We start from the raw sequence: 12,905 nt of genomic DNA, 5'->3' as shown, positions 1-12,905 counted from the left end.
CCTTTTTATTGTTTCTGTTGAGGATGGGCTCGCGTCAGACGCAAGCAGTGGCATGGCTGGGTCAGCATGTTGCTATGCTAATGATATGTTTAAATTTTTACCCAGATACCGACGCTGCGAGTGTATCTCAATGGCGTCATTTGTGGCACTTGTTGCAGGAAGAAAATATGCGTTTCGAGCTGCGTATCCCACCCTTGTTATTGTTTGTCGTGCTCGCCCTCGCCATGTGGCTGGGGCGGGGGGAGGCGCAGGGGACGGGGCTCCTGCTGGTGTTGGCCACGGTGTTGCTGCTGGTGGGGGCCGTGCTGGGGGGCGGGGCGCTGCTGCACTTTCGCCGGGAGCGTACCAGCGTCCATCCGATCCGCCTGCAGCAGAGCCGGGTGCTGGTGACTCAGGGGGTCTATCGCATCAGCCGCAACCCCATGTATCTGGGGCTGCTGTGCTGGTTGATGGGGTTGGCTTGCTATCTCGGGGGCCCCTGGGTCTGGTTCGGCCCGCTGCTGTTGCTGGGTTGGCTCACCCGCTTCCAGATCCTGCCGGAGGAGCGGGCCCTGCGCGCCCGTTTCGGTATCCCCTATGTGCAATACTGCCGCCGTGTGAGGCGCTGGTGCTGACAGCCAAACGACAAGAGGCCCGCAGTTGCGGGCCTCTTGTCGAGTAACGGAGAACCTTAAACCTTGGCGAGGTCAGTCTCGCCCAGGGGCGCGGTCTCTCCCAGGCTGTCTTCCGTCTTGGCCACCACGCTGGCGGCGATGGCGTTGCCCAGCACGTTGGTGGCGGAGCGACCCATGTCGAGGAAGTGATCGATGCCGAGCAGCAAGAGGATGCCGGCCTCCGGGATCTGGAACTGGTTCAGGGTGGCGGCGATGACCACCAGGGAGGCGCGCGGCACCCCGGCCATCCCCTTGGAGGTGACCATCAGCAGCAGCAGCATGGTGATCTGCTGGGCCATGGAGAGCTCGATGCCATAGGCCTGAGCGATGAACATCACCGCGAAGGTGCAGTACATCATGGAGCCATCCAGGTTGAAGGAGTAGCCCATGGGCAGCACGAAGCTGGCGATGCGCTTGTCACAGCCGAACTTCTCCAGTCTGTCCAGGGTCTTGGGATAGGCGGCCTCGGAGCTGGCGGTGGAGAAGGCGAGCAGTATGGGCTCGCGGATCATGGCCAGCAGGGTCAGGATGCGACGGCGGATGAAGAGGCTGCCCATGGCGATGAGCAGCAGCCAGAGGCAGGCCAGGGCCAGGTAGAACTGGGCCATGAAGGTACCATAGGTGGCGAGGATGCCGAGCCCCTCCTTGGCGACCATGGCGGCGATGGCACCAAACACCGCGAACGGCGCGAAGTTCATCACGTAGCCGGTCACCTTCAGCATGATCTCGGCGGCGCTGGCCATCAGCATCACCACCGGTTTGGCGGCATCCCCCAGGGCGGCGGCGGCCAGCCCGAAGAACAGGGAGAACACCACGATCTGCAGGATCTCGTTGGTGGCCATGGCCTCGATCACGCTCTTCGGGATGGCGTGGGTCACGAAGTCCTTGAGGGAGATGGCGGTGGCGGCCACGCCAGAGCTGGCGCCGTCATCGGGCAGTGAGAGGGAGAGGCCGACCCCGGGCTGCATCAGGTGCACCATCACCAGCCCCAGGGTCAGGGACATCAGGGAGGCCAGCATGAACCAGCCCAGGGTCTTGGCGCCGATGCGGCCCACGGTGCGGGTGTCGCCCATCTTGGCGATGCCGACCACCAAGGTAGTGAACACCAGGGGGGCGATGATCATCTTGATGAGGCGCAGGAAGATGTCGGTCAGCAGGGTGATGTCGCTGGCAAAGGTGGCGGCCTGGGTCGGGGCAAACAGGCGATAGCCTTGCCCGGTAACAATGCCAAGCAACATCGCAATGAGGATGGCAACGGTCAATTTGTTCATTTTCATGGGGGGACAGTCTCGATATGTGCAGTGCCTGTGCAGGTGGGAAGGGGGCCACCTAAGTCCGTTTTTGTGATCCGGGCCATGGAATCCTGACAGCCGGTATGCTGGCAGCATGCCTAATCACGGAGGGGAAATCCAGCGACTTATATCAGAACTTTATGTTGCAATTAGTTGTATGTTATATGGTTCTTGTGAATTAATTATATTAATCGCTGCTTATTTTCATATTAGCCAGATAAATGGCTTCCAGGCTCTGGTCGTCCAATGGGGCTTTTCCCAGAGAGAAGATCAGCAGTGCCGAGGTGCGGTGCTCTACCTGCATCTCGTCCATGAAGGTGTCGGGTTCGTACTCATCAAAGCCGAACTGGGGGCGGGTCGGGGTGATCCTGACCGCATCCCGCGACAGGGTCAGCGTCTGCACCTGCACCCAGGCGTACCCCTGCGCCAGCGCTATCTCCCCCGCCCGCTTGAGCACATACTTGCGGGCCGTCTCCCTGTCCACCAGATCGTTGCCTACAAACTCCAACTGCCAGCGTGTCTCCCCGAGCCGGGACTGGGAGAAACCGGTCTGGCCGTTCCAGAAGGACTTTTCGCTGTCATAGGCGGTGGCGCAGCCGCCGAGCAGCAGCGAGCCGCACAGGGTGAGGGCGAACAAGAGGGGGGAGTTTGGTGACATGGTGCTGGCCCTTGGCTGAGAGGAAGTCACTACAGCACAACGTTGCCCACGAGACAATCGCCGACCCGGGGGCCGCCGGGGAGACAAAAAGAAAAAGCCTTGTCGTATGACAAGGCCTTTCTCGGGGAATTTGGTCGGTGTGAGAGGATTCGAACCTCCGACCCTCTACACCCCATGCAGATGCGCTACCTGGCTGCGCTACACACCGACGGAGTCAGCTCGGCTGACGGGGAGGGAGTTTATGGAGATGCCCCGACCCTGTCAACAGGGGAAATCCCGGTTCGAGATCGTTTGCCTGCTTTGCGAGCAACTTCGGATCAAAGTGCGACCAGTGGTGCATTTTGTCGGCACCTCAGCGCCGTCTTGCATGAAAAACGGCCGCCCTGGTGGGCGGCCGTTTGGCGTGAGTGACAGGCGTCGCTCTCAAGCAGGGATCAGCGGTTGAAGGTCAGTCGCTTGCCCAATACCTGATCGGTGACCTGACCGTTCTGCCAGGCGATCTGACCGTTCACCAGCGTCATGTCGATGGTGCTTTGGAAACGGTAGCCGTTGAACGGCGACCAGCCGCACAGGTAGAGCAGGTTGCTGTCGTTGACCACATAGGGCTTGCCGAGATCCAGCAGCACCAGATCCGCGAAGTAGCCCTCGCGGATGTAGCCGCGATCCTGCACCTGGAAGCGCTCGGCCACCGCGTGGGAGGTCTTCTTGACGATGGTCTCGAGGCTGAACACGCCGTTGTGGTAGAGCTCCAGCAGCGCCTGCAGGGAGTGCTGCACCAGGGGCACGCCGGACGGCGCCTTGAAGTAGCTGTTCTGCTTCTCCTCCCAGGTGTGGGGGGCGTGGTCGGTGGCGATGATATCGAGCACGTCGTTGCGCACCGCATCCAGCAGGGCGTGCTGGTCGGCGGCGCTCTTCACCGCCGGGTTGCACTTGATCTGGCTGCCCAGGGTGTCGTAGTCCGCCTCGTTGAAGAACAGATGATGGACGCACACCTCGGCGGTGATGTTCTTGTCCTTGAGATCCTTCAGGTCCGGGGTGGCGGTGAAGAGCGACAGCTCCTTGGCCGTGGTCAGGTGCAGCACGTGCAGCTTGGCACCGTACTGCTTGGCCAGGGAGACCGCCATGCTGGAGGATTTGTAGCAGGCATCGGCGCTGCGGATGCGGCCGTGCTCGCGCATGGGCACATCCTCGCCCCACTTGGCGCGGGCCTCGTCTTCCAGCACCTTGATGGAGGGGGTGTCCTCGCAGTGGGTGACTATCATGACCGGGCTCTCGCGGAAGATGGCCGCCAATGTCTCCTGGTTGTCCACCAGCATGTTGCCGGTGGAGGCCCCCATGAAGATCTTGATGCCGCAGGACTGCTTGGGATCGAGTTTCTTGATCTCTTCCAGGTTGTCGTTGGTGGCACCCAGGTAGAAGCTGTAGTTGGCGGCGGCGGAGTTGGCGGCTATCTGGTATTTGGCTTCGAGGGCATCGATGGTGGTGGTCTGGGGATTGACGTTGGGCATTTCCATGAAACTGGTGGTGCCACCGGCGACGGCGGCCCGGGATTCACTGGCGATGGTCCCCTTGTGGGTCAGGCCAGGCTCCCGGAAGTGCACCTGATCATCGATCATCCCGGGGATGAGGTGACGGCCTGCGGCATCGATCACCACGGCATCGGGGGCGCTGATGTCCGGGGCGATGCGGGCGATCCGCTCACCTTCGATCAAGACGTCGGAGGCATAGATGCGGCCTTCGTTGACCAGGGTGGCATTCTTGATAAGCAATTTGTTCATGGGGGGTTCCAGTTCCTTTGCCGATAATCCGGGGTCATAATATCGCAAACTGCACTTTCTCTGTAGCAAGGCCTGAGTAATGAAGTTATTTGTTAGAGATTTGACTGTGATCGATTCGAGCTATTTGTGCGAGCGTCGCGGCATGGTGGGTGAGAGCTGGCTGGTGGACATCGAGATGAGCGGTGAGCTCAACGAGATGAGCATGCTGCTGGATTTCGGGCGGGTGAAGAAGCTCATCAAGTCGATCATCGATGAAGAGGTGGATCACAAGCTGCTGGTGCCGGCCGAATGCCCCCTGGTCCATGTCCACGCTCTGGACGGCGGCGAGAGCACCGTGGATCTGCTGCGCCCAGGGCGTTCCATCCACCTGCGCTGCCCGACCCAGGGCTTTGCCTTCATTCCCGCCTCCCAGGTGGACAAGGAGTCGGTGACCCGCTATCTGCTGGCGGTGCTGGCCAAGCGGTTGCCGGGCAACATCAAGGATCTCTCCCTGACCCTGCGCCAGGAGAAGATCGAGGGCGCCTTCTACCACTACAGCCATGGCCTGAAGAAGCACGACGGCAACTGTCAGCGCATCGCCCACGGCCACCGCTCTCCGGTCGAGATCGAGGTGGATGGGGTGCGCGACGAGGAGCTCGAGCTGAACTGGGCCGAGCGCTGGGCCGACATCTATCTCGGTACCCAGGAGGACAAGGTGGCCCTCTCCGAGCTGGCGTTGAGCGAGCTGGCCAAGGCCCATCTGGGGGAACACCACCTGGGCTTCAAGTACGTGGCGCCCCAGGGGCTGTTCCAGCTCGCCATGCCGGCCGCCGAGGTGGAGATGATCGACACCGACACCACCATAGAGCTGCTGGCCCACTACATCGCCCGCGAGGTGAAAAAGCAGGTGGGGGAGAAATTCGTCAAGATTGTCGCCTATGAAGGGGTCGGCAAGGGTGCCATCGCCTACGCCTGATCTCCCTGCAAGCCCAATAACAACGAGGCCCCGCATCTGCGGGGCCTCGTTGTTTCACTGCCATGGCTCTGGGCGTCAGGCGCTGAGCCGGAAGCGCTGCACCAGACCCTCCTGCTGCTCGGCCAAGCTGTCGAGTTGCTGACTGGTCTCGGCGACCCGTTCTATGCCCTGGTAGTTGAGATCCGAGATATCGGAGATACGGTTGAGGTTGGTGGCGATGTCGGCGCTGGTGGCCTGCTGCTGCTCGGCGGCGGAGGCTATCTGGCTCGACATGTCGCTGATGAGTACCACTATGCCCTGCACCTCTTCCATGGCGTTGTTGGCCTGGGAGCTCTGATCCATGCAGCTGTCCATCTCGCGGGAGCACTCCTGCATCACGTTGACCGCCCGGGCGACCCCCTGCTGCAGGTTCTCGATCATGGTCTGGATTTCGCTGGTGGACTGGGCGGTTCGACCGGCCAGGTTGCGCACCTCGTCGGCCACCACCGCAAAACCGCGCCCCTGCTCGCCGGCACGGGCCGCCTCGATGGCGGCGTTCAGCGCCAGCAGGTTGGTCTGCTCGGCGATGCCGCGGATGACGTCGAGGATGTTGCCAATCTGGCCGCTCATGGCACTCACGTCACCGATCACCTTGCCGGTCTGCTGCAGCTTGCCCGCCAACTGGTGGGTGGTGGTGATGTTGCCTGCCATCACCTTGCGGCCCATCTGTGAGGCCTTCTCCACGTCCTGTACCCGCTCCAGGGTCTGGTTGGCGGCCTGGGCCACTTCCCGCACCGAGGCCTCCATCTGGGTCATGGCGGCGGCGACCGAGGCGGTCTCCTGGCGCTGTTTCTCCAGATCCGCCCGCACCGCTTCGGTGGTGTGGCGGTTGTCGTGGGCGGCGCTGTTGAGCTGGGTCGAGGCCTGGGAGAGTTGTCTGAGCACGTCTCCCATCTGCTGGATCAGCAGGTTGATCTGGCTGCCGAGCTGGCCGAATTCGTTCTGGCTCTTGAAGCCGACCCGCTGGGTCATGTCACCCTGGGTCACCTCGGTCAGTACCCGCAGCAGTTCCTTGAGGGGGCGGCGGATGGCTTTGCCCAGGGTAAAGGCCACCAGGATGGCGACGAAGATGGCGATGGCGATGCTGATCCCCTGGGTCAGGGTGCTCTGGGTCTGCACCCGATCAGAGGCGCGGATGCTGGCGTTCATCAACTGCTGGCTCTGGGTTGTGATCCCCTCCAGCTTGTTCTGGATGCTGACGATGAGCTGGCTCGCTTGCTTGCTCTGCTCGCGCATAGTCTGCTGCTGCTTCATCAGCGCCAGGTACTGGGCGAGCACCCCTTCATTGGCCGTGGTGTCGCGCACGAAGCCATGGACGTAGTGGCCCATGTTGTTGTCAAAGTCCTTGAGCTCCCCCTGGAGATCTTTGATGGTGCTGTTGAAGCCCTCGATCTGCATCTTGTTGCGCTTGAGCGCCGCTTCTATGGGGGCGGGGATGCTCTGGTTGAGGGCATCCATGGTGGAGAGCTCGATGGCGGAGAGCTTGGTGGTCAGGGTCTCGGAGAGCATCTTGATGAAGCTGTCGTCGACGGTCACCATCATGTCGCCGAGGTTCTTCTTGAACTGGGGCAGGCTGACCTGGAACTGGCCCTTGGCCTGGTTGACCTTGTGCAGCCGGGTGAGCAGGGCCTCGTGCTCGGTGGGCAGGGTCTGGGTCAGTTGCAGGTAGTCAGTCACCAGCTTGCCGAGGGCTGTCATCTCCCCCTGCAATTCGGGGTGCGCCGCCACCTGCTGCCTGAGGGTCGTCAGCATCTTGTCGACCTGACCCTTGGCCTGCTGCAGCTCGGCCACTTCCGCCGGCAGTTGCTTGGGATCCTGCTCGGTCAGCACGTCGGTGAGCCACTTGTTGGCGCTGAGCAGGCTTATCTGGGTCTGGCTGCTGGCGATCACCAGCGGCATGGACTCTTGTGTTACCTGATCCAGGGCATCGTTGAGTTCGCTCTGGCCGCGAAAGGTCAGTACCGCACTGGCGACCATGACGGCGACCAGGATGGCAAAGCCCAGATAGACTCTCTGTAAGATCGAGAGGTCTGACATTGTTTGTTTCATTATTGTCCCGCTGTCTATGCAAAAGTCCCTTGTCTGAGTACCCCGTCCCTTTGGTACCCTGCATGCCCAGACGGGGATGCCACTGAGGTACTCGGGACGTCATCCTCACTATCGGTATTCTTCACAATAACTGAAGGGATTGGGACAACGGCTGTGTCAAATGTCGGCTTGTGTCACACTTGGCGGGCTGTGGCGACATTTTTGGGAGTCGCTTGAGTTTTGCATTGAATTTTCTTTTTCATATAAAGGAGTTACCCATGGCGCAAGAAACCATTTTCAGCAAAATCATCCGCAAGGAGATCCCCGCCGACATCTTTTATCAAGACGATCTGGTGACCGCGTTTCGGGACATCCAACCCAAGGCGAAGACCCACATCCTGATCGTGCCCAACGTGCTCATCCCCACCGTCAACGACGTGGAAGCGGATCACGAGCTGGCGCTCGGCCGCATGTTCACCGTGGCCCGCAAGCTGGCGGCCGAGGCCGGGATCGCCGAGGACGGCTACCGCCTCATCATGAACTGCAACCGCCACGGCGGGCAGGAGGTCTACCACATCCACCTGCACCTGGTGGGTGGCCAGCCGCTGGGACCCCTGCTCAGCCTGTGATGCGTCCCGCCTCATTGACCGGCCTGCTGTTGGCCGGTCTGCTGCTGGGGGGCTGCGCCTCCCGCTGGCAAGACCTCTTCGTCTCCTATTCCGATCAGATGGTCCCCTTGCGCAACCAGCTGCTGCTGGGTCATGCCGCCGAGGCGCTGCCGAAGGTGCATGAGTCGGCTCCGGGGGACGACACCTATGTGCTGGACCAGCTGGAGAGAGGGCGCATCGCCTGGCTGGCGAGTCAGGACGGGGCCAGCAAGCAGGGCTTTGCCGCCGCCGACAGCCGCCTCGTCTGGGAAGACAATCAGGCCCAGTACCGCCTGAGCCGGGGTCTGGCCCAGGCGGGCAGCCTGCTCACCAACGATCAGACCATGGCCTACCGGGCGCCGGACTACGAGCGCACCATGCTGCACCACTATCTGGCGCTGAACTACCTGCAACGGGGGCATGCCGAAGGGGCCCTGGTGGAGGTGCGCCGCGCCAACCAGGTGCAGGAGCGGGCGCTCAAGGCGCGGGCCGGCGAAGTGCGCAAGGCCAAGGAAGAGAGCGAAGAGGCCGAGGCAGATGGGAATATGCGCCAGCTGATGTCGCGCGGGGCACCCGAACTCGATCGCCTGATAGGTCAGGTGAAGAACGGTTTCCAGAATGCCTATACCTTCTATTTCTCCGGCGTGCTCTATGAGGCGGCCGGGGATCTCAACGACGCCTGGGTCGACTATCAGCGCGGCTACCAGATAGCGCCGGACAACCGGAGCCTGCAGGATGCCTTGCTGCGCCTGGCGTGGCTTCGCGGCTCCGCGGACGAGCTCAGGGAGACAGAGAAAAAGGTGGGCCGCAAGGCGCCGCCGCTGGTCAAGGATCAGGGCCAGCTGGTGGTGCTGTTTGAAGATGGCCTGATCCCGGCGCGGCGGGAGATCTTCCTGCCGTTGCCGATCTCCACCTCCAGCGGCGATTTTCGTACCTTTACCGTGGCGGTACCCTATTACGACAACAGGGCCAGCGACACTGGCCCGCTGACGGTGTCGGCGGGCAAACAGGCCGGGCGGACCAGCTCGCTGGTGCGACTCGAGGCGCTGGCGGCCAAGGATCTGCAGGAGCGGCTGCCCGGCATGCTGACCCGGCAGGCGCTGCGGCTGGTGGCCAAGGAGCAGGTGCGACGCACCGCCGCCAAGGAGGGGGGCGATGTGGGCAACATCCTGGTGGGCATCTTCAATACCCTCTCGGAGCGGGCCGATACCCGCAGCTGGCTGACCCTGCCCGCCGAGGCATCGAGCTGGCAGGGAATGCTGCCGGCCGGGGAGGTGCAACTCCAGCTGGGGGCGGGCAGCGCCATGCGTACACTGCCGCTTACCGTGCACGGCGGGCGCACCACGCTAGTGTGGGTGCAGCGCCTTGGCAACCGCCTGACTACCCGGGTGATGCCCCTATGAGTGCCCGTTCGGGCGAGATCACACACTGACCGGTTCGGCCCCCTGGCCACCGGCAAGGAGCACAAGATGAAAGCACATGGCTTGGCCCTCGGGCTGGTACTGCTGCTGGCGGGCTGCGCCACCAATACCTCCGGCGTGGCGCTCTATGGCGCGGCCGGGGCGGCGGCGGTGCAGGAGCAGCATCAAGATGTCAACGTCACTCTGACCGAGCTCAGCCGCCGCGAGCAAAACGGCCTGCTGCAGGTCAACGTGGCCGCCGCCAGCACCCAGCGCGGCGACAACCGGCTGCAATACCTGTTCTATTGGTATGATGACGCCGGGCAGGAGGTGGCCAGCGATGGCCGCGGCTGGACCCCGCTCAAGCTGCACGGCTACCAGACCCGCACCCTGTCCGCTCTGGCGCCGAGCCCGGCAGCCCGGGGCTACCGGATTTACGTACGCGAAGTGATTGAGGAATCGAACTGATGAGAATGAACCATGCCCTACTGATATTGACCGGCGCCCTGCTGCTTGGCGGCTGTTCCAGCACCACCGTCAGCTATGGCGACGCGACCGAGACCGAGACGGTGACAGTGGATTACGGCTCCTCCGACTTGCAGGCCATCGCCGACAAGATGGCGGACTCCATGCTGGCCTCACCGGCGACCTCCGAGATCACCGCCGGCGGTCGTCCCGTGATGTTCATGGACTCCATCCGCAACAAGACCTCGGAGCACATCGACACCGAGGCCATCACAGACACCTTGCGCACCAAGCTGCTGAGCTCCGGCAAGTTCCGCTTCGTCGACATGAGCAAGGTGAGCGCGGTCAAGCAGCAACTCGAGCACCAGCAGGGCAGCGGCATGGTGGATCCCGCCACCATGGTGCGCCTTGGCAAGCAGACCGGCGCCCGCTACATGGTCTATGGCAACCTCGCCAGCATCGTCAAGGACAACGGCAAGGTGAAGGACGTCTACTACCAGATGACCATGAACCTGATGGATCTGGAGAATGGCGAACTGCTGTGGGCCGATCAGAAAGAGATCCGCAAGCAGGCGAAGACCTCCACCTTTGGCTGGTGAGGCGACCCGGCAGCAGGGGGACCTGGCGGAGCTGACCCTGCTGGCCAGCCTGCCGGCCCCCTGGAACCGGGGGCGCCTTGAGCCACTGGCGAGCGGCCTGACCAACGGCAACTACCGGCTGCACCTGCCCTCGGGGCAACGCGCCTTCCTGCGGCGCGGGCACCCGGATCCGGTGCGTCTCGGTATCGACAGGGCCACCGAGTGGCAGCTCTATCAGGGGGCCGTGGGGGAGGGGCTGGCCTTGCCCTGTCATCACAGTGAACCCGCCACCGGCCTGATGCTGCTGGCGTGGTGCGACGAGCCGAACTGGGCCGCCGCGCCGCCGCCCCTGGCGGCGCAACCCCCCTTGCTGGCCGCAGTGCTGAGGCGCTTACACCGGCTGCCACTGCCCGCCGTGGTGATGGCGGTGCGAGCCCACAGCGCCGGCTATCGCGACCGCCTGGCCCGGGTGCCCGCCTGGTTGCCGGCGCTGGAGCGGGCCCTGCTCGCGAGCCGGGAGCCGGACGACTGCTGGCTCCCTTGCCATCATGATCTCAATCCGGCTAACTTGTTGGGCCACAGACCCTGGGTCATCGACTGGGAGTATGGCGCCGCCGGCCACCCGGGCTTCGAGCTGGCCAGCATCCAGCGCACCCATGGCTGGAGTGATGAGCTGCGGTGTCAGTTGGAGAGCTGCTATCTTGAAGGCAGGGAGGGTGCTCATAAGCTGCTCAATACCAAAGGATTCCAGGCCGAAGCCTTCCTGCCCTGGGTCGATTACATCGGCCTGTTGTGGGCGCTGTTGATGGCGGAGCAGCAACCCGGGCCCGACTATCAGGCCCTCATCGACATGAACCGCCAGCGCCTGGAGTGACATCGGGCAGAGGCCATGGCGCGACGCTTATTTTCTACGAATTGGAGGCATGCATGGTGACCAGATTCTCATGGCATCAACCCCGCAGCTGGAGCCTGCTGCTGCTCTGCCTGCTGCTGACCGGCTGCGCGACCCGGGTGATCTACTACTGGCTCGACTCGGCCATCGTCTGGCAACTGGACGACTACTTCTCGCTGGACCGCAGTCAGAAGACGCTGCTGGACAGGGAGGTCAAGGGGCTGATGGCCTGGCATCGCCAACACGAGCTGCCCATCTATGCCCGGGATCTCGATGCCCTGGCCAAGGCGGTGGCCAGCCCCATGACCCCGGCCCAGGTCACCCTGCATCTGGACCGCACCCAGGCCAGCCTGACCCGCACCCTGGAGAACGCCATTCCCCGCACCGTGCGCCTCGCCAGCACCCTGACCGATGCCCAGGTGGCGCGCTTCATGACCGATAGAGTGAAACGCCAGCAGGAGCGCCAGCATGACTTCGCCACCGAGTCCAAGACGCAGATGCTCAAGGAGTTTCGGGAGAAGATGAACGAGCGGCTGGTGTTCTGGATTGGCAAGGTGAAGCCAGCCCAGGAGCCGCTCATTGCCCAATGGGCCGAGTGGCAATACGAGATGATGCCCCCCTGGCTGGAGTTCCAGGAGGCCTGGACCAAGGAGCTGGCGCGGCTGATGAAGCAGCGCCAGGATCCGGACTTCGGCAAGGAGCTGACCCGCCTGCTGCAACAGGGGGATGGACTCATGGATGGCCGCTTCACCGGCTACACTGACCAGTCCCGCCAGCGCACCATCCAGTGGCTCAGCGACCTCAGCCAGTCGATGGATCTCTCCCAGCGCGCCCACCTCTACACCCTGCTCAAGGACTATGCCGAGGACTTCGAGGCCATGATCCGCAGCCGCTGATTGACAGGATCCGCGCCGCAAGGGCGGCAGGCGTCATGGCCTGCCGCCCTTGTCCTTGTAGGGGGGCTATGGTAGTTTGCCCTTTCTATTATTCGGGAATTAACTTTTTGAGCCTGCTGGACAAAGTGAAACTGGCGGCGATGACCCTGCTCATCGCGCTCACTCTGCTGCTCTCTACCGTCTCGGTGGAGGGGCTCAAGGCACCCGCTTCCCAGCACGCCGCCCAGCTGATGGGGGAGGCCGCGGACTCCACCGACGGCGCCCGGATCCAGCACGGCGCCAGCGACAGCGATGACGGTGTCGTCAAGTTCATCGGTTCCCACCAGAATCACCTGCTGCGCCTCGAGCACTCCCTGAGCCGGGATCATCAGCCTGGCCGCGTGGTCTACGAGCTCGTCATGAGCTGGGCCCAGCAGGGGATCCTGCTGCTGCTGTGCGGCCTGCTGCTCTACGCCGCCCTCTGCTACCCGAGGACGAGCTTTCGCGATCACTTCGCCAGCATCCACCGGCACCGCCTGCAGCGTCGTCACCTGCAATACCGCTTCTCCCAGAGCTTCCTCGCCTGACCCCGATGGGGTCAGTCTGCCTGCTGTTGCCTCATCTTCTCTCTGTTGCTGTTCATTT

General features: G+C 62.9%; 13 protein-coding genes and 1 tRNA gene. 9 read left to right on the top strand and 5 right to left on the bottom strand.

Annotation, left to right across the window (positions count from 1 at the left end; genetic code table 11):
* Window positions 1–167 precede the first annotated feature (167 nt).
* Entirely contained in the window at window positions 168–614 is a 447-nt protein-coding gene (locus ACB039_RS16795; RefSeq protein WP_171274024.1) for an isoprenylcysteine carboxylmethyltransferase family protein, read from the top strand.
* A 56-nt stretch (window positions 615–670) separates the two neighbouring features.
* On the opposite strand, the gene ACB039_RS16790 is transcribed toward ACB039_RS16795, so the two are convergent.
* From ACB039_RS16790 to ACB039_RS16775, 4 genes are all read right to left on the bottom strand, one after another.
* Window positions 671–1,930 (bottom strand): dicarboxylate/amino acid:cation symporter, encoded by a 1,260-nt coding sequence (locus tag ACB039_RS16790; protein ID WP_005330120.1) that lies wholly within the window; start codon window positions 1,928–1,930, stop codon window positions 671–673.
* 202 nt (window positions 1,931–2,132) lie between these two features.
* Window positions 2,133–2,603, bottom strand: coding sequence for a hypothetical protein (locus tag ACB039_RS16785; RefSeq protein WP_049832155.1), 471 nt, complete (start codon window positions 2,601–2,603; stop codon window positions 2,133–2,135).
* 131 nt (window positions 2,604–2,734) lie between these two features.
* Window positions 2,735–2,811, bottom strand: a tRNA-Pro gene (locus ACB039_RS16780).
* Between the two features lie 226 nt (window positions 2,812–3,037).
* Complete coding sequence (locus ACB039_RS16775) at window positions 3,038–4,381, bottom strand: dihydroorotase (RefSeq protein ID WP_005330115.1); 1,344 nt, start codon at window positions 4,379–4,381, stop codon at window positions 3,038–3,040.
* Window positions 4,382–4,460: 79 nt separating this feature from the next.
* On the opposite strand from ACB039_RS16775, the gene ACB039_RS16770 reads away from it, so the two are divergent.
* Window positions 4,461–5,336 carry a 6-carboxytetrahydropterin synthase gene (locus tag ACB039_RS16770; RefSeq protein WP_171274022.1) on the top strand — a complete coding sequence of 292 codons (876 nt, stop codon included), beginning with the start codon at window positions 4,461–4,463 and terminating at the stop codon, window positions 5,334–5,336.
* Window positions 5,337–5,411: 75 nt separating this feature from the next.
* Here ACB039_RS16770 and ACB039_RS16765 read toward each other — a convergent pair whose 3' ends face one another.
* Window positions 5,412–7,424, bottom strand: coding sequence for a methyl-accepting chemotaxis protein (locus ACB039_RS16765; protein WP_171269615.1), 2,013 nt, complete (start codon window positions 7,422–7,424; stop codon window positions 5,412–5,414).
* A 257-nt stretch (window positions 7,425–7,681) separates the two neighbouring features.
* Between ACB039_RS16765 and hinT the strand changes: the two genes are divergently transcribed.
* The 7 genes from hinT (at window position 7,682) to ACB039_RS16730 (ending at window position 12,847) form a co-directional block, all read left to right on the top strand.
* Complete coding sequence (gene hinT, locus ACB039_RS16760) at window positions 7,682–8,032, top strand: purine nucleoside phosphoramidase (protein ID WP_005330109.1); 351 nt, start codon at window positions 7,682–7,684, stop codon at window positions 8,030–8,032.
* Window positions 8,032–9,453: a COG3014 family protein gene (locus ACB039_RS16755; RefSeq protein WP_005330108.1), complete on the top strand. Its 1,422-nt coding sequence runs from the start codon at window positions 8,032–8,034 to the stop codon at window positions 9,451–9,453. The genes hinT and ACB039_RS16755 overlap by 1 nt, the downstream gene beginning before the upstream one ends.
* Window positions 9,454–9,519: 66 nt before the next feature.
* Window positions 9,520–9,918 (top strand): YcfL family protein, encoded by a 399-nt coding sequence (locus ACB039_RS16750; RefSeq protein ID WP_041205436.1) that lies wholly within the window; start codon window positions 9,520–9,522, stop codon window positions 9,916–9,918.
* On the top strand, window positions 9,918–10,514 hold the full coding sequence (lpoB, locus tag ACB039_RS16745; protein ID WP_041205438.1) for a penicillin-binding protein activator LpoB: 597 nt from the start codon (window positions 9,918–9,920) through the stop codon (window positions 10,512–10,514). Before ACB039_RS16750 ends, lpoB begins: the two co-directional genes overlap by 1 nt.
* Window positions 10,504–11,367: a phosphotransferase gene (locus tag ACB039_RS16740; RefSeq protein ID WP_041205440.1), complete on the top strand. Its 864-nt coding sequence runs from the start codon at window positions 10,504–10,506 to the stop codon at window positions 11,365–11,367. The genes lpoB and ACB039_RS16740 overlap by 11 nt, the downstream gene beginning before the upstream one ends.
* A gap of 53 nt (window positions 11,368–11,420) precedes the next feature.
* On the top strand, window positions 11,421–12,281 hold the full coding sequence (locus ACB039_RS16735) for a DUF6279 family lipoprotein (RefSeq protein ID WP_371166052.1): 861 nt from the start codon (window positions 11,421–11,423) through the stop codon (window positions 12,279–12,281).
* A 68-nt stretch (window positions 12,282–12,349) separates the two neighbouring features.
* On the top strand, window positions 12,350–12,847 hold the full coding sequence (locus tag ACB039_RS16730; RefSeq protein WP_290071832.1) for a hypothetical protein: 498 nt from the start codon (window positions 12,350–12,352) through the stop codon (window positions 12,845–12,847).
* Window positions 12,848–12,905: the final 58 nt, after the last annotated feature.

Origin of the sequence: Aeromonas sp. S2(2024) (assembly GCF_041402505.1) — a bacterium.
GTDB classification, from domain to species: domain Bacteria; phylum Pseudomonadota; class Gammaproteobacteria; order Enterobacterales; family Aeromonadaceae; genus Aeromonas; species Aeromonas media.
The sequence above is the reverse complement of the archived record's forward strand: the minus strand, read 5'-3'. Positions and strand labels throughout refer to the sequence as shown.